Origin of the sequence: Agrobacterium sp. LY4 (assembly GCF_001526585.1) — a bacterium.
GTDB classification, from domain to species: domain Bacteria; phylum Pseudomonadota; class Alphaproteobacteria; order Rhizobiales; family Rhizobiaceae; genus Agrobacterium; species Agrobacterium leguminum.
In genome coordinates this window covers 1-26,943 of the sequence record NZ_ASYA01000055.1, presented here as the reverse complement: position 1 = coordinate 26,943, position 26,943 = coordinate 1, and the positions used below count along the sequence as shown (strand labels likewise).

At 58.5% G+C, this 26,943-nt stretch carries 25 protein-coding genes and 1 tRNA gene; 10 read left to right on the top strand and 16 right to left on the bottom strand.

Annotated features, from left to right (window positions below):
* Positions 1 to 19 precede the first annotated feature (19 nt).
* The 7 genes from L904_RS25970 to L904_RS25945 all read right to left on the bottom strand — a co-directional run bounded on the left by L904_RS25970 (position 20) and on the right by L904_RS25945 (position 5,136).
* The gene (locus L904_RS25970) at positions 20 to 2,038 is read right to left on the bottom strand and encodes a transposase domain-containing protein (protein WP_035261565.1); all 2,019 of its coding nucleotides are present in this window, start codon (positions 2,036 to 2,038) and stop codon (positions 20 to 22) included.
* Positions 2,035 to 2,499, bottom strand: coding sequence for a hypothetical protein (locus L904_RS25965; RefSeq protein ID WP_035222383.1), 465 nt, complete (start codon positions 2,497 to 2,499; stop codon positions 2,035 to 2,037). Before L904_RS25965 ends, L904_RS25970 begins: the two co-directional genes overlap by 4 nt.
* Complete coding sequence (locus L904_RS25960) at positions 2,496 to 3,341, bottom strand: ParB N-terminal domain-containing protein (protein WP_059762475.1); 846 nt, start codon at positions 3,339 to 3,341, stop codon at positions 2,496 to 2,498. Before L904_RS25960 ends, L904_RS25965 begins: the two co-directional genes overlap by 4 nt.
* On the bottom strand, positions 3,334 to 3,708 hold the full coding sequence (locus L904_RS25955) for a hypothetical protein (protein ID WP_051671868.1): 375 nt from the start codon (positions 3,706 to 3,708) through the stop codon (positions 3,334 to 3,336). The genes L904_RS25960 and L904_RS25955 overlap by 8 nt, the downstream gene beginning before the upstream one ends.
* Before the next feature lie 131 nt (positions 3,709 to 3,839).
* Positions 3,840 to 4,517 (bottom strand): hypothetical protein, encoded by a 678-nt coding sequence (locus L904_RS25950; protein ID WP_035261681.1) that lies wholly within the window; start codon positions 4,515 to 4,517, stop codon positions 3,840 to 3,842.
* On the bottom strand, positions 4,514 to 4,672 hold the full coding sequence (locus L904_RS28015; protein ID WP_155272862.1) for a hypothetical protein: 159 nt from the start codon (positions 4,670 to 4,672) through the stop codon (positions 4,514 to 4,516). Before L904_RS28015 ends, L904_RS25950 begins: the two co-directional genes overlap by 4 nt.
* A gap of 134 nt (positions 4,673 to 4,806) precedes the next feature.
* Positions 4,807 to 5,136: a helix-turn-helix domain-containing protein gene (locus L904_RS25945; RefSeq protein ID WP_035261684.1), complete on the bottom strand. Its 330-nt coding sequence runs from the start codon at positions 5,134 to 5,136 to the stop codon at positions 4,807 to 4,809.
* A 130-nt stretch (positions 5,137 to 5,266) separates the two neighbouring features.
* Here L904_RS25945 and L904_RS25940 point away from each other — a divergent pair, with 130 nt between their 5' ends.
* Both L904_RS25940 and L904_RS25935 read left to right on the top strand, forming a co-directional pair.
* Positions 5,267 to 5,953, top strand: coding sequence for an XRE family transcriptional regulator (locus L904_RS25940; protein WP_035261687.1), 687 nt, complete (start codon positions 5,267 to 5,269; stop codon positions 5,951 to 5,953).
* Positions 5,954 to 6,095: 142 nt separating this feature from the next.
* Complete coding sequence (locus L904_RS25935) at positions 6,096 to 6,308, top strand: hypothetical protein (protein ID WP_035261701.1); 213 nt, start codon at positions 6,096 to 6,098, stop codon at positions 6,306 to 6,308.
* 539 nt (positions 6,309 to 6,847) lie between these two features.
* Here L904_RS25935 and L904_RS28010 read toward each other — a convergent pair.
* Both L904_RS28010 and L904_RS25930 read right to left on the bottom strand, forming a co-directional pair.
* Positions 6,848 to 7,147, bottom strand: a complete 300-nt coding sequence (locus L904_RS28010; protein WP_155272863.1) for a hypothetical protein — start codon at positions 7,145 to 7,147, stop codon at positions 6,848 to 6,850.
* 289 nt (positions 7,148 to 7,436) lie between these two features.
* Positions 7,437 to 7,511 (bottom strand) — tRNA-Gly (locus L904_RS25930).
* 253 nt (positions 7,512 to 7,764) lie between these two features.
* Here L904_RS25930 and L904_RS25925 point away from each other — a divergent pair.
* The 6 genes from L904_RS25925 to pbpC all read left to right on the top strand — a co-directional run bounded on the left by L904_RS25925 (position 7,765) and on the right by pbpC (position 17,887).
* Positions 7,765 to 8,274 (top strand): prolyl-tRNA synthetase associated domain-containing protein, encoded by a 510-nt coding sequence (locus tag L904_RS25925; protein WP_020808694.1) that lies wholly within the window; start codon positions 7,765 to 7,767, stop codon positions 8,272 to 8,274.
* 54 nt (positions 8,275 to 8,328) lie between these two features.
* A complete protein-coding gene (gene trxA, locus L904_RS25920; protein WP_035261692.1) occupies positions 8,329 to 9,297 on the top strand; it encodes a thioredoxin in 969 nt (322 codons plus the stop codon).
* A gap of 69 nt (positions 9,298 to 9,366) precedes the next feature.
* The gene (locus L904_RS25915; RefSeq protein ID WP_020808696.1) at positions 9,367 to 10,038 is read left to right on the top strand and encodes an LON peptidase substrate-binding domain-containing protein; all 672 of its coding nucleotides are present in this window, start codon (positions 9,367 to 9,369) and stop codon (positions 10,036 to 10,038) included.
* Between the two features lie 10 nt (positions 10,039 to 10,048).
* Positions 10,049 to 10,237, top strand: coding sequence for a Trm112 family protein (locus L904_RS25910; RefSeq protein ID WP_003523265.1), 189 nt, complete (start codon positions 10,049 to 10,051; stop codon positions 10,235 to 10,237).
* A 118-nt stretch (positions 10,238 to 10,355) separates the two neighbouring features.
* Positions 10,356 to 15,812: an alpha-2-macroglobulin family protein gene (locus L904_RS25905; protein ID WP_020808697.1), complete on the top strand. Its 5,457-nt coding sequence runs from the start codon at positions 10,356 to 10,358 to the stop codon at positions 15,810 to 15,812.
* Positions 15,809 to 17,887: a penicillin-binding protein 1C gene (pbpC, locus tag L904_RS25900; RefSeq protein ID WP_020808698.1), complete on the top strand. Its 2,079-nt coding sequence runs from the start codon at positions 15,809 to 15,811 to the stop codon at positions 17,885 to 17,887. Before L904_RS25905 ends, pbpC begins: the two co-directional genes overlap by 4 nt.
* A 72-nt stretch (positions 17,888 to 17,959) precedes the next feature.
* Here pbpC and L904_RS25895 read toward each other — a convergent pair whose 3' ends face one another.
* The 7 genes from L904_RS25895 to L904_RS25860 all read right to left on the bottom strand — a co-directional run bounded on the left by L904_RS25895 (position 17,960) and on the right by L904_RS25860 (position 26,146).
* Entirely contained in the window at positions 17,960 to 18,256 is a 297-nt protein-coding gene (locus L904_RS25895; protein ID WP_031233375.1) for a hypothetical protein, read from the bottom strand.
* A gap of 483 nt (positions 18,257 to 18,739) precedes the next feature.
* A complete protein-coding gene (locus tag L904_RS25890) occupies positions 18,740 to 20,590 on the bottom strand; it encodes a TniQ family protein (protein ID WP_020808701.1) in 1,851 nt (616 codons plus the stop codon).
* 21 nt (positions 20,591 to 20,611) lie between these two features.
* Complete coding sequence (locus tag L904_RS25885; protein WP_020808702.1) at positions 20,612 to 21,586, bottom strand: ATP-binding protein; 975 nt, start codon at positions 21,584 to 21,586, stop codon at positions 20,612 to 20,614.
* Between the two features lies 1 nt (position 21,587).
* Positions 21,588 to 23,792 (bottom strand): DDE-type integrase/transposase/recombinase, encoded by a 2,205-nt coding sequence (locus L904_RS25880; RefSeq protein ID WP_020808703.1) that lies wholly within the window; start codon positions 23,790 to 23,792, stop codon positions 21,588 to 21,590.
* Between the two features lie 47 nt (positions 23,793 to 23,839).
* Positions 23,840 to 24,484, bottom strand: coding sequence for a hypothetical protein (locus L904_RS25875; protein ID WP_020808704.1), 645 nt, complete (start codon positions 24,482 to 24,484; stop codon positions 23,840 to 23,842).
* Between the two features lie 432 nt (positions 24,485 to 24,916).
* Positions 24,917 to 25,663 (bottom strand): hypothetical protein, encoded by a 747-nt coding sequence (locus L904_RS25865; protein WP_020808706.1) that lies wholly within the window; start codon positions 25,661 to 25,663, stop codon positions 24,917 to 24,919.
* A gap of 87 nt (positions 25,664 to 25,750) precedes the next feature.
* Positions 25,751 to 26,146 carry a helix-turn-helix domain-containing protein gene (locus L904_RS25860; protein WP_020808707.1) on the bottom strand — a complete coding sequence of 132 codons (396 nt, stop codon included), beginning with the start codon at positions 26,144 to 26,146 and terminating at the stop codon, positions 25,751 to 25,753.
* Positions 26,147 to 26,311: 165 nt separating this feature from the next.
* Here L904_RS25860 and L904_RS25855 point away from each other — a divergent pair, with 165 nt between their 5' ends.
* Positions 26,312 to 26,704 (top strand): DoxX family protein, encoded by a 393-nt coding sequence (locus tag L904_RS25855; RefSeq protein ID WP_020808708.1) that lies wholly within the window; start codon positions 26,312 to 26,314, stop codon positions 26,702 to 26,704.
* Positions 26,705 to 26,724: 20 nt separating this feature from the next.
* Positions 26,725 to 26,943, top strand: a 219-nt coding sequence (locus tag L904_RS25850) for an SDR family NAD(P)-dependent oxidoreductase (RefSeq protein WP_059762480.1), incomplete at its 3' end; no start/stop codon positions are given.

The following is a 26,943-nucleotide window of genomic DNA, read 5'->3' as shown; positions in this document are numbered from 1 at the left end:
TGTTGGACTGGAACCGTACTCAGTACTTTTCGGCTCTTCTCTTGCGGGCAGGCTTGCCGCCTGCCTCGGTATTCCCGGTAGGGAATTGGATGATTGCGCTTTCCCCGCCCGCCACTCGGGCGAGGCCACGCGCAAAACTGTCTTCGAAGTGATCGACGCTGACTGCCTCGACCGGCGCATGTGCAAGGTTGCCGGTGACGAGGCGTGTGACGACCGGACGAACCGGCGTCTGTGGACGCTTCGCAGCCTCGGCCTTGCGGCCCTTTTCCATGATTTCGCCAAGCTGCATCGGTGAGAGCGCCGCATTGCTCTTGGCCACCGCCTGAAGGTTCTTGACGTGGGTCTTACGTGCCTTCTCCTGGCGGCGGGCAGCGCCCGTATCGGCAAAGCCGGTTTTAGCCAGGCAGTCGGCATCACAAAGGAAGCGGCCTTCCGGGTCATAGACCTTGACCGGCTTGTGCAGGTCGGCCGGATCGAACCGCACCGTCAGCTTCTTGCCGATCCACTCGTTAAGCACAGCGTTCCAGTAACGGTTACCGTGCATGTGGATCGCGCCGTCCGGCTTACGCGCCGTGATGGCGACGGCCGAGAGCATCCAGAGCGAGCGCTGCGCCATGCTGGCGTAGCGGACGATCGTGGACGGTTCGGCGATCGAAGCATCGAACGTTTGCGCGAAACTGCGGCCGTGGGCGGTTTCGGTGGTTCGGTTCAGACGGTGATTATGCTCGTCAACACACTGCGCGACATGGCGCTGGAGCGTTTCGAGCGGCACCGCGCTGTTGCCGTAGTTTTCCGGCTTCGCGTCCGGCCGGTTGCCCGTGTAGCAACCGGACATGGACGGATGCTTTGAGATTTCCTCGGCAAGATCGCGCCAGGCGCGTTCGATTGGTTTCGATTGACCGGAACGCGGCTTCACGAAATGCGGCTCGATGTCGAGCGTCTTCAGAAGACCGGCAACATCGTCCTCATTGACCTTGAAGCGGTGGCGGGTTTTTGCGCCGCCAGAAATCATTTTGCCAGCAAAGGCGCGGCCGTTGTCCATGTAGATGTGGTAGGGCAGCATGCCGTCATGGTTCTCGATCATCGAACCGATACAGGTGCGAACGGCCTCCCATGTCTCAGCCTCGGAGAGCGTCCACGAAAGAACCTTGCGCGAATAGACATCCTGAATACCGATCAGGATCACGCGCACCGGTGTTTCCGACCATGGCGCACGCACGAAGAGGTCGAGCTGGTGACCGTCCGTGTTGACGATCTCCATGGCATGCAGATGAGCCACCGTGCGCTTCTGCGCCGGGAAGAGCTGCTTTGCCTTGTCCTTGCCCTCACGGGCGATGATTTGCGCGGCCTTTGGCACTTCCGCGTCCAGGCGGCGGCGCAACGAACGCTCCGAAGGGATCGGCGACAGGTTCTGGTCGCGGGCAACCATCATCATGCGGCGATAGCAGGCGCTAAACGACGGGCGTTCGGGCCGCAGGAAATCCGATTTCAGGATTTTCCATGCCTCTGGGTGGCAGGGGGTGACCTCGGTGGCCTCGCCGCTGGCGCTGCCCGAAAATGATGGGGCGAGAGCGGCAAGCCAGTCCTGGCGGGAATGGCCTTCGACCATCTTGCGCCACTCGTAATAGGTGGCGGGCACGATGTCGGCCCGTCGAGTAACGTGGGCGACGGCATGTTTCATGCTGATGCCTGAAGCGCGCAGTTCCTCGACTTCCGTCAGGACGGCGAAGCGGGTCTTGCAGAGAGTCTTATGGGCGTCCGAAAGGGCCTCAAAACGGTCCCAAAGCATCTTTGAAAGCTTCGTCGGACGCGGATCGGTCGGCTCCGCATTGAGAAATGCGATCTTCGCCTGCGCCACCGAAGGCAGGAAGGAATAATGGTACTCGAACCCGCCGCCTTGTCCGGCCTTCGGGCGGGCTTTCGCGGTGGATCGCACGCCAGAACGAGCGATAAACAACTCAAGCCCTTGGCGCGTGCTCGGAATACCCGGCAAAGCTGCCTGGGCCAATTCGGCGGATGTGAACCATTCTTTCTTCATTTGCGCACCCGACGAATGTGCACCGGCGTCGCCTGAAGAACTTTCAGTTCCTGGGCGAGCTTCTTTTGCTCTTGGCGAATGCGGGACATTTCCGCGAGGCGGGCTTCGTCACCTTCGAGCAGCAACAGGCCGTCATCGGAAACGACGACATCCCAGAGCCAGAAGGCGTTGGTGGCGCGAACGAATGCCTTGAAGCGCGGCATGCTGATGTCGTGGGCGGTCTTGCTTTCGGCGGTATAGCTGTCGAGAGCCGACTTCGAGACCTTGTCGAGGCCGAGGTAATAGGCCATGCGCGCCGCGATCGTGTCGCGGTCGTACTGGCATTCACGGATGGCACGGGCCATTTCGCGTTTCAGGGTCGAGCGGAAGCGGTCGATATCGAGACGTTCCGACGCAGAGCGCACCGGGAAAACGGTCTCTTTGAAAAAGTCCATCTGGTTGGGATCGCGTTTCGTGCTCATGCTGCCTCCTCGCGGATCGCAGCCATGAGGGCATCCGGCGCGTCAGACATGCCAATGTGCTCAAGGAAGCTATCGCGGGTTTCCTCGCTCGCCTCGTCCCAGGCGGCGATCAGTTTGGTGAGGATGATTGATTGAGAAGGAGCGGGCGGCGGGGTGACTAGAGCGGGGGGCTTGGTGAAGGCAAGAACCTTCTTCACGTCCGGCTCATGCTTCAGCGCTGCTGCGACCTTCACCTGATCTTCACGGGGAAGTTTCGCGAGCGCCAAAAGCTGCGACTGATCGTTTTCAGCCGAGGTGCCACGCACCGCCTGTCTCAGCACCGGATCGAGATTTTTCCCGATGCTGGTCACCTTCTCATAGGTGCTTTGACCGAAGCCGAAGCGCTCTTTTACGCGTTCGGAAAGCTCCCGCCCGCCGGAGAAGATAATTCCGTAATCGTTACGGTTTTTTTCCGAAGGACGGCCGGGCTTGATCTCGCCATGCTTCTCTTCCCAAAGTTCGCGGTACTTCATGACGAAGATGGCGCGATCAAGCGGGTTCAACTCGTTGCGATAGAGGTTCTCGGAGATTTCGAGCAGCTGCGCCTCAACGGCGTCAGCCTTGACGACGATGGCGTCAATCTCCTTCCAGCCAAGCAGCGTTGCAGCGGTGGTGCGGTAGCCGCCTGCCACCAGCGTGAAAGGAGTTCCCTTTTTTGCAGGCGTCTTGCGGATCATGATCGGGCTGATCTGCCCGTGTTCAGACATCGAGGCGGCAATAGCCTCGGCATAATCCATATCGATCGGGCGGAGCCGCTCGCCGACAAAGATGCTTGATAGGGTGGCGCGGATGAACTCAGCCATAGGAGGCTTCCTGTCCGGCCGAGGCCTCGTAGAGCATTTCCATAAAGGTGTCTTTGGCGCGGGCGGCGATGCGCTCGTAAGCCTTGTCGAAAAGCGGTTCGAAGCGCCGCGCCTCGACGACGCGGACAGCCTGCATGACGGTCCAGCGGGCAACGCCCAGGAGCACAACCAGGCGGCGGCGCGGTACGCCGAAATCAATATGCAGGACATAGATCGCCATCTGCCGCGCGAGCTTCGCATCGAACATTTCGGCAGGCGGGTTGATGATGTGGCGGAGTGGCAGGTGGTTGAAATGCGAACGGCTGGCGCGGTAGCTGGCCGCCACCATCGCCTGCAAACGTTCTTCATCGGAATAGGGATTTACCATCGAAACCTCGGAGTTCGTCGCTCGGCGACGGCATTGCGGCAGATCGATGCCGGGGCGGTGGGGCTGGGCGTTGAGGCCGCCCCGGCATCTGGCGTCGCTCCCTGGGGGTAACAGAGCGACGGTTCGGGAAATCAGCGGGATTTGTCGGCGTCGGAGCGCGCAAGCAGGCGGCAAAGCTCGGGCTGCATGTCCATGGTGAGGCAACCGACAAGCTTATCGTCGATATCTGCATCGCCTTCGCCAAGCAGCAGGTCGACGAGTTTATTTCCAGCCGTCATATGAACATCGGCGTCCATGACTGTGGCGTCCGCTTCTGCTGTCAAAAGCTCTGTCAAAGCCTGCTGCACGACTGTGTCGTCGAGCGTGATCGATTCCGGGCTGTAACCGGCCGACAGCTTCGCTTCGTTGAGGGCATGGGCAGCAACGACAATGGCGCGGGCCTTCCGCAGACGCTCGGCATCCACAGTTTCAAGATCGACGACGCAGGCCATGGTGCGCGGCTTCTCCGTCGCTTGGGGCAAGGGCTTAGAGGCCGGAGTCGGAGCAGGGCTGAAAACGAGAACGTCGGACGGATGCGGGCGGTCGATCAGGCCGTTTTTGACACGCTCATGCCAGTGGGCGAACTCGTCAAAAGTCGGGCCTTCGACGTTGCGCTTTTTCACAGCGTTTTCGAAGAAATGGTAGGCCTCTCTGGTGGACTGGCCACGTTCGACGATGTTGTCGAAGGTGGTAATCACAACGTCTTTCACCCGCGGCGGCACACGGTCGAAGAAGGGCACGGCGACATGATTGCGAACTGCTACGCTCATAGAGCTGCTCCATAGTGTTTGAGGATGGTGATGAGTGCGGCCGAAACGCCCGCGAACGCAGTACTAAAAATCAGCAGGGTTTCGGCCCACCGGACCACGCGCGAGCGGGCCGGAATGAAAATCGGGCTGTCGAAATTGGCATGCGGTTTCGTCATTGTGGCGGGTCTGCTGATCGGCGATGGTCGGGGTGTGGAGCGGTCGAGAGATTGGGTCTGACAGCCGGGGCGATTGAGCGCCTTGCACACGATGTGCGGCAGGCTAGAGCAGCGATCCCGAACCGTTCCACGCTTCATGCTGCGGCTTGCTCCGCTTCGGCGGCGCGACGGCCGTTCCGGTAGTTCTCCGAAGGCTGCGGGCTAAGCCTGCGACCATCGGGCATGTAACGGGAGAACCAGAGAAGGTGCGGCCGGGTTTTCAGGGCCGCAGCGATGGCACGTTCACCGGCCGCGTGCGGCTCATGAACGGCATTGCCGGCTGTGCCGGTGGGCAGGCAATATTTCTTGTCGATCTCGGCAAGCGTAATTTTGGCTACGATGAGCTTGCCTTTAATCCGGGCAATTTCTTCCAGCCGAAGGCGTTCGGCACGGCTCATCTTGCCGCCGTCAGAGACACGGTGCATAAAGGATTCCTTCCAGAAGGGAGGCCCTGACCGGCCTCCTTTTTTGGGGTTATTAATTCTGCGAACACAGAAAGGATTAAACCAGAAATTCGGTTTTGTAAACTGGATTATTGGTTTAATGGGAAAGTTATTGGCTAGACCTGAAGCGAAACCGAAAACGGCGCTCGCTGAGCGTTTGCGCGACCTGCGGCGAAAGCTCGGCGATCCGGAAAGAGACCTGTTTGCGGAGCAGCTCGGCGTTAGCAAAAATACGCTGGCTTCCTATGAACGCGGGGAAACAGAGCCAACGGCTTCCATCCTAGACGCTTACCGACAGAATTTTGGTGCGAGCGTGCTTTGGATCGTGACGGGTCAAGGTGACATGTTTTCCGAATCCGCGACTGTGACCGAGGGCGTCGATATGGTGGAAATACCGCTGTACGACGTTCAAGCGGCTGCTGGCGCGGGTCTCATTCCAAAAGACGATGGTCTGCATAACTCCGTGGCCTTCAGCCGCGCCTTCCTGCGGAACATCGGCGCAAAGCCTGAGAATTGCATTATGCTGGAAGCCAAAGGCGAGAGCATGCTGCCGACCATTCCGGACGGCGCATTTATGATCGTCGATCAAAGCAAGACCGACATCGTCGATGACCAAGTTTTCGTGTTCCGCGTGGGACCTGGTATCAAGGTAAAGCGAGCAAACTGGCGCATGGACGGCTCGCTAGAACTAAGGTCCGATAACGAACAGAATGGCTATCCCAAAGAGGTCATCGGCGAGGACGTAGCAGATGATCTTTCCGTCATCGGCCAGGTGCTCTCTCTTCTTCGTCGAGCATAAATTAGGAATCACTCAAAGGTGGCATTGACTCATTTTGCAATGAGAACAAAATAGGAACATTAGTAACGCCGAAGATGAGGTAAAGGGTATGGCGCTAGCTGATAAGTTCGTTGTTGTTCCATTCGCGGAGCGGAGACCTGAGATGGTGAATGTGGATTGGAAGCTTGCGCCGAAAAACGCCCGGTGGTGGGCCGTCGATGCCAACGGTGAAGCGCACTGGTTTTGTGAGCCGGACATCGCGGCATTTACTGACTTCTGGTTTTCAGAGCCGATCGGCGCACCTTCATTCGGCTTCGACGGCGACTGGAGATCGAGCTTAACAGAGCGTCCGTCACGGTTTGGCCTGGTGCGCTAACGCAAAAAGCCGCGTTGCATCTTCTCGCAACGCGGCTTTCTCTTATTGTCTTTGATTTCATTGTAAAAAATCAGGATTTTTCGAACTTGCAAGACAGTTGCATGTTCAATTTAGCTTCGGGGCCGTCATTCGTGCTTGTTTGTGAGATATCCGCGCGAGGCCGCCGAATTCTTAAAGGCCGGTTTTCTGGGCTTTAAGGGGTCTTAAAAGACCGATAGGGTGGTTTTTGAGGAGTTGTTGAGGGACGCTCGAATTTTGGCCGTTTCTGCCACGACGGATCGCAGATCGCGCCGCCAGTCTGTCAAACTTGTTTTTGATTGGCGCTCGCATGCACGCTTGAAAGCCCCTGATTTATAAGGCTTTCTCGCCAGTTCCCGGATATTATCGGATATTCCCAGAGATTCCAGTAAGTGGTGACAAAGTACAGCCCAAAAAAAGGGAAACCCGCTTACTGCCAAAACGCAGCCAGCGGGTCTCAACCTCTACCCCCTCCCACAAGGGCGGCTGCACAAAAGCACATTGAATGAATTATGGCAAGATCAAGGCGACCATATTGTTGCTGTTGATGGCCCTGTTTGCCAGTTTAATGGCGGATGGCAGAGCGTGACCTGTTCCGTGTGCCGTTCGTACGGGGAGCGATAGGATACGATATTTTCGGTGCAGCGCATTTCCGTGAGATTGGAATAGATATTTTCGATCCGCTGCGGTTGATGATGTGTTTTGTGCGGTAAAACCCGTTCCTCACGATAAACCGTCATATCGGCGGCAGGCGATGTGCCTGGTATCGACAAGACGGCGAATGCGGCAATCAAGAGAATTCTTCCAGGATGTGCGGACATGGCTCTTCCCCGCGTTGAACAACGCAGGAGAACGTGCTGTGCACATAAGCTGTTCCAGGGGCGGCAGCAAAAAAATGCCCGCTCATGGCGGGCAATCAGAGGGGAACTGAGGTTAGGAGCCTCGGATTTGAAACGAACATCTTCCGGATAAGTTCCGCTTGCGGAATAATTTCCGTCGCGACTTGCCGACAAGGGGCTGCGCAGGCCGAGTCTCAAGCCGCACGACGCGGAACGATGCGACATGCGCGAACCGCGATACTTTGATGATGATTCTATCTTTAGGGAAATTTGGAGCGGGCGAAGGGATTTGAACCCTCGACCCCAACCTTGGCAAGGTTGTGCTCTACCCCTGAGCTACACCCGCTCAAATCCACCGGTCCGGGGTAGTTCGCTGAACCGTGGGCCGCCAAGCGGCGACGGGCGCTATATCGCTCAATCGATTTTGGAATGCAACAGGGAAATGACAAAAACGCGAAAATTTCTTTGAGAAATGCGACAAGCGGCGGAAATGATTGAGAATTTTTCATTCCGCTGTTTTTTCCTGCGTTGCCAAGTGTCGGTTGCCCCCTTAATCAGGAAACAAGGATAGTGGAATCGGCAGAGGCAGGCGGCAGGATATGGTGGAAAATTCCCAGAAGACGGCAACGGAGCTGTTCGAGTTTCTCGATGGACTCGGCATTTCCCACACCACGAAGCAGCATGAACCGGTGTTTACCGTCGCCGAATCCCAATCACTGCGCGACCTCATTCCCGGCGGCCATACAAAGAACCTCTTTGTAAAGGACAAGAAGGATCAGTATTTCGTTCTGACCGTTGAGGAAAATGCGGTCGTCGATCTGAAAAGCGTTCACAAGACCATCGGTGCGGCAAGCCGCGTGTCCTTTGGCAGACCGGAAAAGATGCTTGAATATCTGGGCGTCGTGCCGGGCTCGGTGACGGTGTTCGGAGCCATCAACGACACAGACAGGCAGGTCACCTTCGTGCTCGACAGCGGGCTTCTGGAAAACGAGCTGGTCAATGGCCATCCGCTTTCCAACGACCAGACGACAACGATCGCGTCCACGGATCTCATTCGCTTTCTCGAGGCAACCGGACATGCGCCGCTTGTCTTGAAAGTCAGCGAGTGAGATACGATCTTTGCTTCAAATAAGACAGATGACAGAAGTTTACGGGAGACCGGCATGAGCGGCGAAAATAATCCTTACGGCGGTTCCTATAGCGGGCAGATGACCGCAAGCGCCCATCATAATGGCGAGCTGAACGGTGCGGCCTCCGGCCACATCAAGGACACCACGACGGCGGGTTTTTCCAGGGACGTTCTTGAGGAATCGCGTCGCCAGCCGGTTCTGGTGGATTTCTGGGCGCCCTGGTGCGGTCCGTGCAAGCAGCTGACGCCGGTGCTCGAGAAGGTCATCAACGAGGCGAATGGCCGCGTGAAGCTCGTGAAGCTGAACATCGACGACCACCCGTCGATTCCCGGCCAGCTCGGTATCCAGTCCATTCCGGCAATCGTCGCCTTTGCCGATGGCCGGCCGGTGGATGGCTTCATGGGGGCCGTGCCGGAAAGCCAGATCAAGCAGTTCATCGAGAAGATCGCGGGGCCTGACGCGGGCGACCCCAAGGCCGAGATCGAGGCCGTTCTGACAGAGGCGAAGCAGCTTCTGGCGGATGGCGATTTCAACGGCGCGGCGCAGCTTTTCGGCGCCGTCATGCAGGCCGATCCGGAAAATCCGGCAGCGATTGCCGGTATCGCCGAATGCATGATCGCCGCCGGCCAATATGAGCGGGCGAGCGAACTGCTCTCTTCGCTGCCTGCGGAACTTAACGAGGATGCGGGCATTCAGCTCGTTTCGAAAAAGATCGCGCAATATGAGGAAGCCCGTAAGATCGGCGACCCGGTCGCGCTGGAGCGTGAGCTCGCGCTCGATCCCGATCGTCACGAGGCGCGGGTGAAGCTTGCCAAGGTGCTGAATGCTCAAGGGCGGCGCGACGAGGCTGCGGACCATCTGCTCTACGTCATGCGCAAGGACCGGACCTTCGACGATGACGGCGCGCGCCGCCAGCTTCTGGAGTTTTTCGAGGCCTGGGGCTTCAAGGACCCGGCAACCGTTGCCGGCCGAAGGAAGCTTTCGGCGATACTGTTTTCGTAATGCGGGCATATCCCGGCCGTGGCGGTTGATCCGCCGGCCGGGCAGCAGTGAACAGGGGGCTTGATTCCCATGCATGTCGGAAATGCGAGATATGTAAAGAACGACGATCTGCCGGAAACCGTGCCGGTCTTTCCATTGCCGGGCGCGCTGCTTCTACCGGAAGGCCATCTTCCACTCAATATTTTCGAGCCTCGATATCTCGCCATGATCGACTGGGCATTGGCCGGCCATCGCATCATCGGCATGGTGCAGCCCGCCCTGCATGTCATCGAGGCGGGGCTTGAGGGCGGCCCGCTGAGCGCCGTCGGCTGCCTCGGCCGCATCACGTCCTTTTCCGAAACCGGCGATGGCCGTTATATCATTTCGCTCACCGGCGTGTGCCGTTTCCGCCTGCTGGAAGAGGTGGAGGCGGGCAAACCCTATCGCAGCTTCCGGCATGCGCCCTTCATCGCCGATCTTTCCGGCGAATATGACGAGGATGCGGTGGACCGCGAAAACCTGCTCCGGGTATTCCGCTCGTTTCTGGATGCCAACCAGCTGGAAGCGGATTGGGAAAGTGTGGAAAGGGCGGGCAACCGCGTTCTCGTCAATTCGCTTTCCATGATGTCTCCCTTCGGACCGGCTGAAAAACAGGCGCTGCTGGAAGCGCCGGACCTGAAGACGCGGGCCGAAACATTGATCGCCATCACCGAGATCGTTCTTGCCCAGGGATCGGGCGAGAGCGGCAACGTGCTGCAATAGGATCGCCGCCATGGACGACAGGATGAGCAATGTCGATCCCAAGCTCCTGGAGCTGCTGGTCTGCCCTTTGACGAAAGGGCGCCTTGCCTATGACCGCGCCCGCAATGAACTCATTTCCGAAAGCGCGAGGCTCGCTTATCCGATCCGCGATGGCGTGCCGATCATGCTGATTTCCGAAGCGCGCAAAATAGAAGACTGACCTTCCCGCTTGCCCGCCTTCACACATTGCGTGTCGCGAATTGACGAAGATGCGTTGACAACCATGCGTGGATTTGACCAGAGTCCCGCCCGACATGTCTGTTGCGGGGAGAAAACTGATGTCGTTGCGCGCGCTCGTCCGGATTTCGCTGGTTGCGGTCTCAACCGCCCTGTTTTTTCCGCCAGCCATGGCGGCGGAACCCTCCCGCAAGGTCGTTACGACCCAAAATGGCGATTATTTCGGCTTCGATCTCAGGACGGAGCAAAATGTCTCGCTGGAGCAATGCGGCGAGATTTGCGTCGGCGATACCGCCTGCAAGGCCTTTACCTACAATCCCAAGGTGAAATGGTGCTTCCTCAAATCGGATTTCAATCAGCTGAATGCCTTCCCCGGCGCGGTTGCCGGCAAGATCGTGGAAGTGGCCGCGGAAGCCGATATCGGCGCGCCGCAGCGCCTGTCCTTCGTGACCGACAGCCTGCAGCAGGAAGCGCGCCGGCTGAAATCCGGCCTTGCGGCAAATGAGGGTGAGGGCGAACAGGGCCTGGAGGCTCTCGTGGAGACGGCGCGGCAGCAGGCAGCCGCCGGCAATATTCCCGATGCGGTCACGACCTATAAACAGGCCCTTGCGATCACACCTGACGATGGCGCGCTCTGGGCGGAATTGTCGGAAAAGGCCGCGCAGGTCACCGATAATTATTCGATAGCGGGACAAGCCGCTTCCGCCGCCATCAATGCCTATCAGCTCAGCCGCACGGTCAGCGCCCGCACCGAGGCCCTGAACCGGCTGGCGAAGGCGTTTGAAAGAACCCAGAATTATCGCGCGGCACTCAATGCCTATAAGGAAAGTCTCGCGCTTACCGACAATGCACAGACCAAAGCGGCCTATGCCGATCTGCGCACCCGGCAGGGTTTCCGCGTCATCAATAATACCGTGGATACGGATAGCATCAGCCCGCGCGCCTGCGTGCAGTTTTCCGAGCCGCTGGTGAAGAACGGCGTCGATTACTCCTCCTTCATCACGCTGGATGGGGCAGCGCCCAAAGCCATCGAGGCGAAGGGCAGCGAGATTTGCGTGGAAGGCCTGACCCATGGCCAGCGTTACAAGATCGCGTTTCGCGCCGGCCTGCCGTCTTCGGTGGAAGAGCCTCTGGAAAAGCAGGTCGATCTCGATATCTATGTGCGTGACCGCGCCGCCAGCGTGCGCTTCACCGGCGAGAATTTCGTGCTGCCGGGCACAGCGCGCCGCGGCATTCCAATCGTCTCTGTCAATGCCGACAAGGCCGACCTGAAGCTTTATCGCGTCGGCGACCGCAACATCACCTCGCTTCTTTCAAACTCGCAGTTTCTGACGCAGATGGACGGCTACAATGCCGACCGTATCGAAAACGAAATTGGCGAGCTTGTCTGGCAGGGCTCGATCGATATCCAGCCCGATCTCAACAAGGATGTGGTGACGAGCTTCCCGGTGGATGAGGCCCTGCCGGAGCGCAAGCCCGGCATCTATGTGCTGACCGCCGTACCGCCGGGCACCGCGCCGGAAACCTGGGATTCGCGCGCCACGCAATGGTTCCTGGTCTCCGATACCGGCATCACCACCTATGCCGGAACCGATGGTCTGAATGTCTTTGTCCGTGCACTTGGCAGCGCCAAGCCGCTGGCAGATGTGGATTTGCAGCTGCTCGCCAAGAATAATGAGGTGCTGGGCACCGCGAAGACGGATGCGGACGGCCGCGCGGTGTTCTCGGCCGGCCTGATGCGCGGCACGGCGGCGCAGGCGCCTGCGATCCTGACGGCGCGCAACGGCGACAAGGATTACGTCTTCCTCGACATGACCCGCGCCGGCTTCGATCTTTCGGATCGCGGCGTGACGGGCCGTGCAGCCCCCGGCGCCATCGACGTGTTCAGCTGGACGGAACGCGGTATCTATCGTGCCGGTGAGACCGTGCATGCCGCAGCCCTTGCCCGCGATGTCGACGGCAAGGCAATCGAGGATCTGCCGCTCACTTTCATCTTCTCGCGCCCGGATGGTGTAGAGGACCGGCGTTTCGTCAGCGACGGCAAGGCGCTGGGCGGCCATGCGGTCGATCTGCCGTTGCAGGCAAATGCGATGCGCGGCACCTGGACAGTGCGCATCCATACCGATCCGAAAACGCCTGCGATCAGCGAAAAGAGCTTCCTCGTCGATGATTTCGTGCCTGACCGCACCGAGTTCGATCTTTCCAGCAAGGCAAAGCAGATCGACCCTGGCGCAGAAACGGCAATCGACGTCGATGGCCGTTATCTCTATGGCGCGCCCGCTGTCGGCCTGACGCTGGAAGGCGAGGTTGCCATCAAACCGACGCGCACCAGCGCCGACTTCGAAGGTTATTTCTTCGGTCTGGCCGATGAGGAGAGCGAAGAGGAAAACCGCACCACACTTGCCGATCTGCCGGTTCTGGACGAAGAAGGCAAGGCGAGCTTCAATGTCGATCTGACCGACCTGCCATCCACAACGCAGCTTCTTTCCGCCAACATCACCGTGCGCATGCAGGAGGCCGGCGGCCGTGCCGTGGAGCGCTCCCTGACGCTGCCCATCAAGGCGGAAGCCTCTGTCATCGGTATCAAACCGCAATTTTCCGGCGATCTCGCCCAGAATTCCGTTGGTCGTTTCCACATCATCGGTGTCAGCGCCGAAGGTGCCAAACAGGCGATGAATGGCCTGGCCTGGAAACTCATCAAGGTCGAGCGGAACTATCAGTGGTATCGTCAAGGCAATTCCTGGCGTTACGAACCGGTGGAATATACCAAGCAGCAGGAAGCCGGTACGCTTTCGGTCGATGCCAATGGCGGCGAGATTTCCGTGCCTGTCACCTGGGGCCGCTATCGGTTGGAAGTGGAGGGCGCCGGCAATGGCGCGCCGGTTTCCAGCGTTGAGTTCGATGCCGGTTTTTATGTCGAGGCAAGTTCTACGGAAACGCCGGATGCGCTGGAAATCGCTCTCGACAAACAGAGCTACAAGATCGGCGATACGGCCAAACTCAAGGTTTCGTCGCGTTTTGCCGGCGAGTTGATGGTAACTTCCGGTTCGGAAAAGCTGATTGCCGTGCAGAATGCCGAGATCGGCGAGGATGGCGGCGAGATCGATATTCCCGTCACCGAGGAATGGGGTGCGGGCGCTTATGTGACGGCCACGCTGTTCCGTCCCGGCGATGCGCAGGAAACCCGTATGCCGATGCGCGCCATCGGCATCAAATGGCTTGCCGTCGACCCGACCGAGCGCAAACTTGCCGTCACGCTCGGTGCGCCGCAGAAAACGCTTCCGCGCCAGCCGCTTGAAATTCCGATCACCGTCGCCGGTGCTGGCGTCGGCGAAAAGGCCTATGCCATCGTTGCGGCCGTCGATGTCGGCATATTGAACCTTACCCGCTATGAGCCGCCGAAACCGGATGAATGGTATTTCGGCCAGCGCCGGCTGGGGCTGGAAATCCGCGACCTCTATGGCCGCCTGATCGACGGTTCGCTCGGCGCCACCGGCCGGCTGCGCACCGGCGGCGACGGCGGGCAGGCAGCCCTTCAGGGCAGCCCGCCCACGGAAAAGCTCGTGGCCTTCTTTGCTGGTCCGGTCGAACTCGACGGTGACGGCAAGGCGACGGTCAGCTTCGATATTCCGCAGTTCAACGGCACGGCCCGCATCATGGCGGTGGCCTGGACGAAGACAGGCGTGGGACATGCTGTCTCCGATGCCATCATTCGTGATCCTGTCGTGGTCACGGCCAGCGCGCCGAAGTTCCTCGCACCCGGCGATGTCTCGCAATTGCGGCTCGATATCGCCAATACCGATGGCGAGGCTGGCGATTACCGGCTGGATGTGACCAGCAATACCGCATTGACGGTCGATCAGGGTGAGATGTCGCAAACTCTCGCGCTTCAGAAAGGCGGCAAGTCTTCGCTGACGGTCCCGCTGACGGGTGAACAGCCCGGCAATGGCGCGATCACCATCAAGGTTTCCAATGCCGCCGGTCTTTCACTGGAGCAGGTTCTGAACGTGCCGGTACGTCCGGCCGTTCTGCCGGTGACGACGCGGCGCGAAATCAAGATCGCGCCTAATAGCAGCCTGACGATCAATGGCGATCTTTTGGCCGACAGCATGCTTCTCGGCTCTTCCGTCGCGGTCAATGTCACGCGCTCGCCCGCCTTCGATATTCCGGCGCTGGTGATGATGCTGGACAAATATCCCTATGGCTGCGCCGAACAGACGACGAGCCGCGCTTTGCCGCTGCTTTACGTTTCGGAACTGACGAAGGATAGCGGCCTTGCAGAAGACCCCGATACCCGCCGGCGGGTGCAGGAGGCGATCTACCGCGTGCTGTCCTTCCAGTCGAGTTCCGGCAGCTTCGGCCTCTGGTCGCCGGGTTACGGCGATCTGTGGCTCGATGCCTATATCAGCGACTTCCTGACAAGGGCGCGTGAGCAGAATTACGACGTTCCCGAACAGGCCATGGTGCAGGCGCTGAACAACCTGCAAAACGGTCTTTCCTATGACAGCAATGTCAAGGATCGCGGCAACGAGATCGCCTATTCGCTTTATGTGCTGGCGCGCAACCGCAAGGCGGCGATCAACGATCTGCGTTATTACGCGGATACGGCGCTGGCCGATTTCCCGACACCGCTCGCCAAGGCGCAGGTTGCCGCCGCCCTCTCGCTTTATGGCGATCAGGCCCGTTCTAAGGCCGTGTTCGGCGCTTCGCTCGACATGGCAAGCCGCACCACCAATGTCAGCTTCTCGCGCGCGGATTATGGCTCCGCCCTGCGTGACGGCGCGGCGACGCTGGCGCTTGCGGCGGAAAGCCGGCCGGTTCCGGCCGTCGTGCCGCAGCTTGCCGGTGCGGTGGCGAAGGAATGGGAAAAGAAGCCCTATACCAGCACCCAGGAACAGGCATGGATGCTGCTTGCCGCCCGCGCCGTCAAAGGCGAGGACAAGGATATCCGTCTCGATGTGAACGGCGATCTGCAGACCGGCGGCTTCGGCAAGCGGATGAGCGGCGATGAATTGCTGGCCGCACCCTTGAAGATCGCCAATGCCTCGGCCGATCCGGTCACGGCCGTCGTCACCACGGTGGCGCCGCCGGCGCAGCCGCTTGCCGCCGGTGGGGAAGGCTTCACCATCACCCGCACCTATTATTCCATGGATGGCGAGGAGGTGAATCCGAGCGAGGTGGTCCAGAACGAGCGTTATGTCGTGGTGCTGAATGTGGTGCCGCAGAATAACTGGCAGTCGCGCATTCTGGTGACCGACCTGCTGCCCTCCGGTTTTGAAATCGACAATCCGAGCCTCGTCAATTCGGCGGAGCTTTCGAATTTCGACTGGCTGCCGGAAACGGAAGCGGCGCATACGGAATTCCGCTACGACCGTTTCGTGGCGGCCTTCGACCGCTCGGCCGGCGACAGTTCGGAAATTGCGCTGGCCTATGTGGTCCGCGCCGTTACCCCCGGCACCTACGATCATCCGGCAGCTTCGGTTGAGGATATGTACCGGCCGCAATTTGCCGCCCGCACGGCAACCGGCCGCATGGAGGTGCGCTCGGCAAACCCATGAGGCGACGCAAGGCGATCATTGTCGGCATCATGACGGCCGCGTTGCTTATGGGCGGCGCGGCCTTCGGTCTTGATGCGCTGGACAAGGCCTATCCGCCGCCGCTGGACGCTGCGCAGCAACGATCCTTCGAGGTTCTGGATCGTGACGGCAAGCTTTTGCGCGCTTTTGCGACACCCGATGGCCGCTGGCGGCTGAAAACCTCGGCCGCCGAAGTCGACCCACAGTTCCTGCGCATGCTGGTGGCCTATGAAGACCAGCGTTTCTATGAGCATCACGGGGTCGATCCCTGGGCGCTTTTGCGCTCTGCCTGGCAATTGGCCAGCAACGGCCGGATCGTTTCCGGCGCATCGACGCTTTCCATGCAGGTGGCGCGGCTGATCGAGCCGCGGGCCGACCGGTCGTTCTCGGCGAAATTCCTGCAGGCCGCGCGCGCGCTCCAGATCGAAAGAAGGCTCAGCAAGGCGGAAATCCTCGATCTCTATCTGAATATCGCGCCTTATGGCGGCAATCTCGAAGGCATTCGCGCCGCAAGCCTCGCCTGGTTTGGCAAGGAACCGGGCCGGCTCGATACGGCGGAGGCGGCCCTTTTGGTGGCGTTGCCGCAATTGCCGGAAAAGCGACGCCCGGATCGCTTTCCGGAGGCGGCGAAGCAGGCGCGCGAGCGTGTGCTGCAACGGCTTGCCGTGGAACGCGTGGTGGGTGAGGGGGAGGCGGAACGGTCGGCTCTTGCGAATGTGCCCGCCAACCGGCGGGACCTACCGGCCTATGCGCCGCATATGGCCGTCGCCGCACGGGTGAAATTCCCGAATATTGCCGAGGTGCGCTCCACGCTGAAGCTGCCGATCCAGCGGGAGCTGGAGGGTGTTGCCCGCCATGCGGCGGAAAAGCTCGGCGACAGGGTCTCCGTCGCCATCGTCATGGCGGATGCGCAGAGCGGCGATATTCTGGCGGAAGTGGGCTCGGCGGATTATCTCGATACGGCAAGACGCGGTTTCGTGGAGATGAGCCGGGCCGTTCGCTCGCCGGGCTCCACCCTCAAGCCATTCATCTACGGCCTTGCCTTCGAAGACGGTCTTGTCGGGCAGGAAACCATCATCGAGGATCGCCCGGCCGACTTTTCCGGTTACAGGCCGCGCAATTTCGACATGCATTATCAGGGCGATGTCAGCATCCGGCAGGCGCTGCAACTGTCGCTCAACGTGCCTGCCGTCAAGCTGCTCGATGCCGTCAGCCCCTCGGCGCTGATGGTGCGGTTCCGGCGGGTGGGCGTCAAACTCGTGCTTCCCGCCAATGAAGCGCCGGGGCTTGCCATCGCCCTTGGCGGCGCGGGTGTTTCGCTGGTCGATCTGGTGCAGCTTTATGCGGGGCTTGCCGGCGGCGGCGATCCCGTGCGTCTTGGAGACGGCGTCCGCTCCGCCCCGGAACGGCTGGAGGGTGACCGGTTATTTTCCGATGCCGCGATCTGGAATATCTCCGACATCCTCTCCGGCGTGCTGCCGCCACTCGGCATGAAACAGCGCGGCATCGCCTACAAGACCGGCACCAGCTATGGCTATCGCGATGCCTGGTCGGTGGGGTATGACGGGCGGCATGTGGTGGGCGTCTGGGTTGGCCGGGCCGACAATGGCGCGGTGCCGGGCATTGCCGGTTATGCGACGGCCGCCCCGATCCTGTTCGAGGCTTTCGAAAAATCCGGCGTGGCGATCACGCCGATGCCGGCCGCACCTTCCGGTGTCGCGCGGGTTGCGGTCAATGACCTCCCCGCCAACCAGCGGCGTTTCACAACGACGGCCAGCGGCCTGCTTTCTGCTTCAAGACGTGAAAGCGCCCCGCGCATCGTTTACCCGCCGGAAGGCGCGCGCGTGGAGCTTTCCGGCCAGTCAGGCATCTCGCCGTTGGTACTGAAGCTGCAGGGCGGGCGCGCACCTTTCCGCTGGCTCGCCAATGGTTTGCCCTTGCCGAACGCTTCCCATCGCCGCAACAGCGAATGGCGGCCGGAAGGCCAGGGATTTTCCACACTGACGGTGATCGACGCCGATGGCCGCGCCTCGAGCGTGCGGGTTTTCGTCGAGTAACCGGCAGAAAAGCCCACCCGACGAGGCAGCGCCACGCGGTTCAGGCAGGACAACGTCGTGCCGCGCCTGCCGTCAAGCAATATCCAGTGAATGGCGGCGGATACGCTCCTGGAGCGATGAGACAATGGCCTGCAGAAACTCCCGGCGTCTGGAGTCATCCGTTGCATCCAGCTTCATCTGCAACTGGCCACTGATCTTGTTCATGAAACCAACGTGGTCAAACGTATCGGCGGCAATGTTGACCTCGACCTCGTCCATATAGTGAGTCAGGTGCGACTCCAATGCGAGATTCGCATCCATCTGGTACAGGGCGGCCATGCGCTCTCCAAGCGTCGACATCTGCACGTATGGACCATATTCGTTGATCATCAAATCTCCTTCGCCTTGCGGATGCCGCTTCGACACCTTCTTTCGCCGCATATCATTCATAATAGGAAGCGATTTTCGGCTTTCAATGTTCACTTCAATATTCCCAAGCAGCGTTAAGTTTTTTGCCATCCGGCAAATGGGCTTCTCAGGAAATGCGGGATACTTCGTCGCTCAACCCATAAGAGGTATGGTGTCTGCCAAACGGTTCCATGCATGGCGGGATGTCTTCGCCATGTCCGGCGACGCACCGGAGGCGGGCAGATCATCCGATCAGCTGATTTCGCTCCGTTGATTTGTCGCTGTGACGGTAGTTTTCCCTGATTTCATTGAGGAATTTTAGAGGGTATCCCAAAGGTCAGGGCGAATTGCTCCGATAGGTGTGTCCAGAAACTAAAGTGCCGGAACTGCAGGCAATAAAAAAGCCCGCCGAAGCGGGCCTTCCAAACTAAGATTGTACGTGTTCGTCGAAAGACGATCTTCGTTTTATTGCCAGTGCGCCACGTCCGATCTCCGATAGAATCTCGAGTTTCTACCGGTCGGTTCATAAATGGGTAGCACTCCCTCGGCCTCGAGCTTTTGACGAAGGATTCCTGGAAAGACACCCGCACGGTCTGACAAAAGAGCGAGACAAATATGCTCTGCAATGAAGGCATCTACGGAATTTGCCAAGACGTATTGTTGCTCACGCCGAGTAGCAGGATTGATCCGGGTTTCCGTCTTTAGATAACCGAGGCGCAGCAGTTCGCTGATCGTGCCTCTCGCCGTCCCGATCCGGCGTTCTGTGTCTCGGACATTGAGGTGTCTATGACTATCGTTTTGAACGTTGCCATTCAACGATGCCACGTCAGGAATAGAGCGGTTCAAGCAGGCTCTGACTTCCTCCCAATCCACAAGGAGGTTCAAGAGAGTCGTCCGACCACCTTTGAAATGGAGGCTTTTCAGAGAACCTTCCAGGCCCAATTTGAGGATGGTCTCGGTTTGGCAACCACATCTTTGCGCTGCTTTATCCAGCTGCACCAGGCCGTCTGTATTTGAACCGTTTAGCGAACGCCCGAAAAGCGCTTTCTTGAATGCCTCAAATTCGGACCGTTGGACACGCGAAAACACGCGTGCGCCGTCTTTTGGTTGCTCCACGCGGCGCAGAAGTCCGGCATCGAGAATGGCTCGCATGCGGTCATCCCTGATTCCGAGAACCGTCCGGATTTCAACACTGGTCATCGTATCCAGCGCATTGGACAATACCTCGTGGCCCCGACGCGCATCGAAGTAAATCTGGGCGCTCGTCAGCTGCGAAGGTGCAATGAGATTAGCTTCCAGAAGGAGGTCCTGGATACGGTCTTCCATCATGCCATATTCGAGGCCTGCCGATCTGATCGAATGCAGATGGCGTTTTCGGGTCGGCAGCACAAAGGCTTCATCAGGACCGATTGGGAGATTCCGCTCGGCGATGTCCTGAAAAATCTCTGTTACGAGGGAGAATTCAGGCTTCTTGTGATTGCGCATCAGCCAATCTCGCAACGGCCCGAAAAAGGAAGCCATTTCATAGACCATCGGTTTTGATTGTTCGATCGCCTGGCAAATAATCTTCTCAATCAGATCGCGTCCGGCCGAGGCGGAACCAAACCCGCACTCGACGTCGGAATGAGACGCCAGGTCGCAACGATCATATGCGATCCGGTGCATCTTCTGGAAGCGACCGAAATGACGGCAAACATCGACAGCCACATAGGTTTCAAAATTGTCGAGAAACTCGTTGGCGGGGAGACCGTCGATTCTTGCGACCACGTATCGATCGATTTGAGACGAGGAGGCTGCGCTGGTGTCGACCGCCTCCTCCCTGATCATTGAAATATTCAGGCGTACGAACGAGGCGAAATCACCTTGCTCTTGCGAGGACGCCGGGGCTTCCTTGATCGCACAAGCATGGTCATGGCAATTCTGTAGGGCCCGGGTCATCCACGCCGCCCGGACGTAGGGACGTGAAGAAGGACGTCCGCTGCCGTTTTCGAGATCGTCAACGACACATTTCGGGCAGTACCGATGATTTCGTCCCGGTCGCATATCACGGCCCATCAATGCGTGACCCAGCTTCCACGTCGCTCCGGCGGTAACGGACGCGATTGCATACGCTGCGAGACGCGCTTCTTCGACACCTGACCAGTGTGCGAGTAATGCCATCGCTTCGGGATCGCCCGAGGCGATGGCAGTGGCGTTTGTGTCCGTCGTGGCGAGAAACCCCCGCATTGAACGATAGCCATTTGCGTGCGCGAGGCGGGATGCCAGGCTCAGGGGCGTTTCGGTTTTGTGAAACTCGACGGTGACGGGGAGTGCCATGACGCGATACCTTTCTGGCTATTACTTCTTCTTTTTCGAGGGCTGGGCAACGAGGTCCGTCAATGCATTGCTGCGATCAATGTCGCGCCACCGGGGCGAGGTGATGATGTTGTCGCCGCGAAGACTGCCTGACGCACGGTCGTAGAAACCTGCGAAGTCGCGAGCCGTGAGATTTTTGCGGTTTCGTCCCAGGGCTGCGAAACAAGCTGCCCGTACCATCTCGATCATCGTACCCAGCCCACCACCCGTGGATGCTACCAAGCGTCCCAGGAAGTCGTCAGTCATCAACTCGTCCGCCAGCACAAGACCGCAATGGTCGACGGCAATGTCGCGCAGAAGCTTTTCGACTAGCGGCTTATCGGAAGGAAAACGCACCGGTTCGAACCGCATCACCAACGACCTGTTCGCGAGTTGAAGATCGCCGGATACCAGCTTGGCCAGGTCCGGTACGCCGCTGTAGATCGTGTGGAGTGGCCAGTCGGGAATGGCGATGAGGCTTTTCAGGCGATCCTGAAGAGACCTTACGGCTGCAGCTGTTGGTGCCCGCAAGAGGTCTTGTGCCTCGTCCAGATGCAGAAAGAGGACGCGGCGTTCTCTGAGCTGTTGTTTGACTGTCTCGTAAAGTTCATGCTCATTTGCACGATTGCTCGCGGGCAGACCCATTTCGTGAAGGATACGGATTGCCAAATCTTTGGTGGAGCAGGGTTTCGGCACCTCGATACTGATCAGTGGACGCACCGTTTCGCCATACTCATTCTGGTACGGCTGAAACGATGGGATCATCGTAAACGCTCGCTCCAGCGAGGTTGACTTCCCACTACCGGACTCGCCGATTACGATGAAGGAGCGCCTTCTCGAGCCGCCGCCGGCAAGGCAATCGAGGGCATGCTCCTCGAATTCCGTAAGGCGCTTCACGAGTTCCAGGCAACGGCCTGTCTCGAAGTAACGGTTGGTTTCCCTCACACGCAACGCGCGCAGTTCGTTGGTTGCCGTCATCTTAGTACTCCTCATCATAGTAGAAGCCGGAAGCAAGCGCGTCAGAGGCTTGCGTGGCGGTGGGTTCGTTTTCTTTGATTTCTTCGGTCACGGATTTTTCGAGGGCGAACAGGTCGGGCCGCTGGATGACCATGCCGATCCGCAACGGATCGTCGGGCAGTGGGCCATCGGCGAGGAGCGGGGTCTGATCTTCAGAGGGCGCGGCCATCCACGCCCCGAACAGTTCCGCGTCCCAACGGTCGAAGTCTTTTGCGGTCGGTACGCTGGGAGAAAGACCCGCGCGGAGAGTTGCGGCATCACCGATAGCGCGAAGACGATTGATAGCGTCGTACATCACCGTCATGCCCTGCTCGGCAGCAGTGGCGTAGCTGGCACGCAATTCCTTGCGCGCGGCCATCCATTCGGCGAGCGTTACACTGTCATCGAGACCGACGGTGTTGCGAACGACGAACCAGCCCTTGTCGCCTTTAACGGCGATGTGGGCGGGGCATTCTGGATCGTATTTGATCTCGACGTCGACCTGGTCGAACTTGGTCCGGAGCCGCTGGATTTCGGCATCACAGTAGGTGATGCCGAATACGGTAATACCGTAGTCGGAAATCCGGCGGGTCGTCTTGATCCCGAAAATCTGGAGCATTTCTTCGGCATCTGGCGGGTAGAGGATTTCGTATTCTTTGGAGGCCTCGACCCACGCATTGTGGGGGGTATTACCGCCAAGGCCCGAATGCGGCTTGTTGTGATAGATGTCGCATACCGCGAAGATGAAAATCTTGATCAGTTCGTCGACCAGCAATGCGGCATGAACCTGCGGATCGTAATCGCCCTTTTCTACGACCGAAGAGAAAGTCCGGCCCTCGAAATACGGTGCGATCAGCAGGCCGATCGAATGGAAAAGGCTTTCAATGAACGGGCGGCAACCAGGATCGCCGGCGGGCGGACGGGTGCCGTGAATGCGAGCGGCACGAAGCACCTCTGCGGTCCGTTGCGCGGTGAATTCCGCGCCGTTGTCGGTGTAAATGACCCGGGGCCTGATTTTCCCGATCCATGGCGTCTTGGCGGCCACATAGGACGACAGGTGTCTCTTGTCGGTCATGATCATGCGGATCGTGGCAACGGCGGACGCGGCGTTCGGATTTGTGCTTGCCTTGAGTGCAAGGATGTAACGTGTCGCGACGTCGATTGCAGCGCAGAAGCAGATGCGAACGCGAGGGATACGCTCCTGTACTGTTTCCGGAAGGGCGTTCCAGATACCCGTTTCCACGAGAAGCGAGATCAGATCGACGGTGACAAAATCCATCTCGATCCGCTGGCCAGGAGCGACCACGTGGAAACTCCGGCGGATCGCCTTGAACTTCTGGATGGCGAACTTCTCGCCGTGACGGCTCGCGATGACGTGGAACTTGTCGAATTTCCCGATCATCGCTTCGAATTTTTTGCGGGATACCTTGCCGATTTTCTTCGGGATCGGGAGGTCGGCATTGTGCTTCTGGAGTTCAGCCAGATACGACCGATAGACATGTGCCTTGGTAGGACGGCGGCGATCCAGGTAGGCCATCGCCATCTTGTGTGCGAACGCGATCGTAGCTGGTTTCGGGGCGAACAGCTTCGGGCCCGGACCGTGATGCCGGGGAAGAAGCGCCATCACGTCACCGTCGCAATTATGATAGTCGTCGTAGTCGCGTTTGAAGGTTTTAACGCTTGGGCAAGGGAAAATGACGACCTGGCTTCTCTGGTCGGCCCGGCCATCAGCGGCTAGGTCGAACAGCGCGTCGTTGATTTCCCGGTTCCACGCCAGCAGCTTCGGGCCGAGCTTTTTCTCGGACATTGGCAGGAGCTTGCCGATGCGGTCGCATTCCACATCGTATCTGTGGATCAGCTTTTCCCGATGAACGGCGAGATCACGATCTTCGACGTCGAATTCGTCCCATGGCTTATCGCCGAAGATGGCACGGATTTTCTGCTGCGCGGGGCTGTTGTAGCCGTAGCGGATCGATGCTTTGTTGCTGTCGAGCGCGGCGTAGATTTCCTGGTGGGAGAGGAAAATCTTATATTCCACATCGCTTTCTGAACGGAGCACATAGCCTACGTCGTCGCGACTTACAGGAATGAAGAAGGCGTTCCTCGTCTTGTCATGGTAGCGATCCATTTGACCCATACCGATGAGGGAATGAAGGAATTGACGAGCGGGCAGGGTGCGGGATTCCATGATGGTCCTTTCTCTGATGGATGGAATTTTGATTTGATTGGGAACGGCTAGGCGCAGGCGCGCAGCCAGGATCGATCATCGATACGGCCCGAGTAGACGGGTGCGATCAGACGGAGATCGATAAGACGCCACACGGCGGTGCGGCGTTTACTGCGTGAGGGGACGTCGCGTAGAAGGTCACCAAACCGGAACTGGCCCGGCAGACGTTTCACCACATCCACAAGTCTGGTACACTCGGCATCGTCGTGGTGGAGGCGAGAAGTCAGGATGAAGTAGGCATTTTCGAATGCCTCTAGGGTTGCTTCATCGTTCGTCATCAAGGCGACGGCGTCCGCGACGCGCGGCGTCAACTTTCCGAGTGGGCCGACCCCTGTGATACCGGCGGCGCAGATGCGATCAAGCAAGTCGAGCATTTCGGCTCGCTTGCGGGCATACTTCACCGCAACGGCGACCCTTGTGCCGTCGTTGAGAACGATGAAGTAATCGAACGTATGCTCACGAAGGACGCCGTCGGCGTCGGTGTAGTGAACCTTCGGGTATTGCGACTGGAGTTCTCGAAGGCCAGCCAGGGTTTGGAGTACAGAGCTGACGCGGTGCTCGAGTTCGCTCTCGTGGTAGACGCCGTTGCCGTTGAAGAACGTGTGACCACGTGCGGTCTTTGCCTGTTTGTCGGCGGGCACGCGCAAGGCCAAGCCGAAGTGCGGCTCGTGCCAATACTCCTTGTCCGCTACGCTGACGGCCGGATTGGCGGCTGGGCTATATTCGTAAGCCCCCGGCCAAGGTCGTGCCGGTGTTCTCCGGCGGTTGGGTCATGGACGCAAGGGAAAGGAACCCGAGGCCCTCGCGTTTCTGGTAAAGGTATTGGGCGACTTTATGGGAGTGACGCATTCCGATCTCCTGCCTCGTATCCTGCGATGATCTCGCTGGCCGAGGTTTCCGGTCGGAAATCCTCTGGCTCAGAGAGAAGCAAAACCTATAGTGGCTGCTATCGTCATCATGCGTCCTCATTACTGCTCACGCTGTCGGCGAGCGGATATTACGTCGAGGCAGGGCTCTTAGGGTTCAAACGTAAATGAAAAGAAAATTTTTTCGGCGATTTCTCATAATTGGGCGCGTTACGAGTATTATTTTTTGGCTACGGCTTTATGGAACCAGTCTGGTATTTGAAGCTGATCAGACCACCATATGTTTTCGGGGACCGAAAGCCAAAAAGCCCTGAAGGCGGCGTGAAACTCGAGAAGGTGTTCGCGCGTGACGGAGAGATGCGAATGGTCTGCGAACTTTAGCCACGCGGCCTCATTTTCGTCCGGCAACCCAATTCTCAAGTAATGAGAATAAGATTCTTTTAGGCTTTCGAGAGATGTACCCGGGCCATGTTTATAGACATTAACAATTAACCTGCATGCATCGATTTTTTGGAAATATTCTTCGGAAGAGGCATCCCATCCCCAAAGTCTGAATAGACGAAAAATCTCATCGATATTCACAGACCAAATTTTGGGACCAAGGTGGTCCATATTGAAATTGTGAGACAGCTCCCTGTGCAGCCATTCGCGCAGTTGTTTGTCCCATTCATGATACATGCCCGCTGCTACCGATAGGAATGTGCGGCTCCGAAGGTCGTCGAGCATCTCATAATATTCGATTCCCTCTTCCCAAGCGGCCTCTGCGAGGTCACCCATGTCATACATCTCAGGGCGGCTGATTTCAGCAAGTTGAGTATACTTGTCGTTGGCGTAAGCCTCAGCTTCGTCATTGATATTGTTGAACTGACTGAGAATACGTTTTTCCGCCTGATCCATATAGAAGTCGAGTTCATCGATGAGGCGTTCGCGCCATCGCGACCAGATATTCAACAGCGTGCGTGCCATTCCTACTCCTGGAGAAGATCGAAAAAGGACATAAGATTTTCAACGCTCTACGGACACAAGTAGTCTTCAGTCAGAAGAAGCAAGGTTTCATACCAGACGCTTGGATTTCTCTCCCGCGGCCCTCGTGGTTGGCTTACGGCCACGCCCATTTGACTTCGAGGGGATAGTTTTACCGTACTCTTCCCACCAGGCGGCCAGTGCCTGCATCGTCGGGCCGAGACCAAGCGCCTTTTCTGTCATCTCATATTCGACGCGCGGTGGCACTTCAGCAAAAACGGTGCGCGAGACGAGACCGTCCGCCTCCAATTCGCGAAGCTGCGCCGACAACATGTGCTGGGTAATTCCCGGGATCGCCTTTCGCAATTCTCCAAAGCGGTGGACCCGCTGATGGAGTAACCACATGATTTCCAGCTTCCATTTTCCCGAGAGCATCGCGAAGGCGCGACGCATCTCGTCCTGCATCGTAAAGCCGGTTTCAGTCATTAGTCTGAATTTCCATACCTAGTGTCATAAATTCATCCTACTTGCGAAAATTCATTATAGCCTACAAATTCTCTACAAGCTCTTCGTAGCCGATGCAACGCGTCATCCGAAAAGCGCAAGATCAATGCTCAATTTCGCCGGGACGCCCGGTGAGAGGGATATTCCATGACCTACACTTACTGGATCAGCACCGTTCTCTTGTCGGCGCTGTATCTGTCTTCGGCGACCCTGTACCTGACCAAGAGGATTTTCGTCGAAAAAGCCCAAGCCGATCTCGGCTATCATGCGGCCCATCTGGTGCCGTTCATGATCGTCGTGAAGATACTCGGACCACTTGCGATCCTGGCCCGTCTGTCTCTGCCACTCAGCGATCTCGCCTATGCGGGCATTTTCTATCACCTGATCCTGTCGGGAATGGCGCATCTCGGCGTCCGCAGCATCAAGGGTGCGATGCCCGCTGCCATTGGCCTCATCCTGTTGGCCACATCCTTCGCGACGCAGAACCACGCTCGCGATGTTCCCTCACCGTATGCTCTCGAAGCGGCGGTGCACCAGTAAACATGAAAAAGGAAACACCCATGAAAAGACTGGAAGGTAAGGTTGCGATTGTCACTGGAGCCGGCAGAGGAATCGGCCGCGCCACCGCCAAACTATTCGCGGCGGAAGGGGCAAAAGTCGCTGTACTCTCTCTCACACCCACGAATGTCAGCGCTGTTGTGGAAGACATAGAAGCCGCAGGCGGAATTGCACTGGGCATTGCGGTTGATGTTGACCTGCCACTGAGAATTTCCTCCAGA

Coding starts and splice junctions, on each gene's coding strand:
- L904_RS25925 (WP_020808694.1), top strand. CDS start 7,765: ATGGTGGAAAATTCCCAGAAGACGGCAACGGAGCTGTTCGAGTTTCTC.
- L904_RS25885 (WP_020808702.1), bottom strand. CDS start 21,586: ATGACGGCAACCAACGAACTGCGCGCGTTGCGTGTGAGGGAAACCAAC.
- L904_RS25955 (WP_051671868.1), bottom strand. CDS start 3,708: ATGGTAAATCCCTATTCCGATGAAGAACGTTTGCAGGCGATGGTGGCG.
- trxA (WP_035261692.1), top strand. CDS start 8,329: ATGAGCGGCGAAAATAATCCTTACGGCGGTTCCTATAGCGGGCAGATG.
- L904_RS28010 (WP_155272863.1), bottom strand. CDS start 7,147: ATGTCCGCACATCCTGGAAGAATTCTCTTGATTGCCGCATTCGCCGTC.
- L904_RS25880 (WP_020808703.1), bottom strand. CDS start 23,792: ATGGAATCCCGCACCCTGCCCGCTCGTCAATTCCTTCATTCCCTCATC.
- L904_RS25865 (WP_020808706.1), bottom strand. CDS start 25,663: ATGGCACGCACGCTGTTGAATATCTGGTCGCGATGGCGCGAACGCCTC.
- L904_RS25950 (WP_035261681.1), bottom strand. CDS start 4,517: ATGAGCGTAGCAGTTCGCAATCATGTCGCCGTGCCCTTCTTCGACCGT.
- L904_RS25905 (WP_020808697.1), top strand. CDS start 10,356: ATGTCGTTGCGCGCGCTCGTCCGGATTTCGCTGGTTGCGGTCTCAACC.
- L904_RS25960 (WP_059762475.1), bottom strand. CDS start 3,341: ATGGCTGAGTTCATCCGCGCCACCCTATCAAGCATCTTTGTCGGCGAG.
- L904_RS25965 (WP_035222383.1), bottom strand. CDS start 2,499: ATGAGCACGAAACGCGATCCCAACCAGATGGACTTTTTCAAAGAGACC.
- L904_RS25895 (WP_031233375.1), bottom strand. CDS start 18,256: ATGATCAACGAATATGGTCCATACGTGCAGATGTCGACGCTTGGAGAG.
- L904_RS25970 (WP_035261565.1), bottom strand. CDS start 2,038: ATGAAGAAAGAATGGTTCACATCCGCCGAATTGGCCCAGGCAGCTTTG.
- L904_RS25935 (WP_035261701.1), top strand. CDS start 6,096: ATGGTGAATGTGGATTGGAAGCTTGCGCCGAAAAACGCCCGGTGGTGG.
- pbpC (WP_020808698.1), top strand. CDS start 15,809: ATGAGGCGACGCAAGGCGATCATTGTCGGCATCATGACGGCCGCGTTG.
- L904_RS28015 (WP_155272862.1), bottom strand. CDS start 4,672: ATGACGAAACCGCATGCCAATTTCGACAGCCCGATTTTCATTCCGGCC.
- L904_RS25860 (WP_020808707.1), bottom strand. CDS start 26,146: ATGACTGAAACCGGCTTTACGATGCAGGACGAGATGCGTCGCGCCTTC.
- L904_RS25890 (WP_020808701.1), bottom strand. CDS start 20,590: ATGGCACTCCCCGTCACCGTCGAGTTTCACAAAACCGAAACGCCCCTG.
- L904_RS25855 (WP_020808708.1), top strand. CDS start 26,312: ATGACCTACACTTACTGGATCAGCACCGTTCTCTTGTCGGCGCTGTAT.
- L904_RS25910 (WP_003523265.1), top strand. CDS start 10,049: ATGGACGACAGGATGAGCAATGTCGATCCCAAGCTCCTGGAGCTGCTG.
- L904_RS25945 (WP_035261684.1), bottom strand. CDS start 5,136: ATGCACCGTGTCTCTGACGGCGGCAAGATGAGCCGTGCCGAACGCCTT.
- L904_RS25915 (WP_020808696.1), top strand. CDS start 9,367: ATGCATGTCGGAAATGCGAGATATGTAAAGAACGACGATCTGCCGGAA.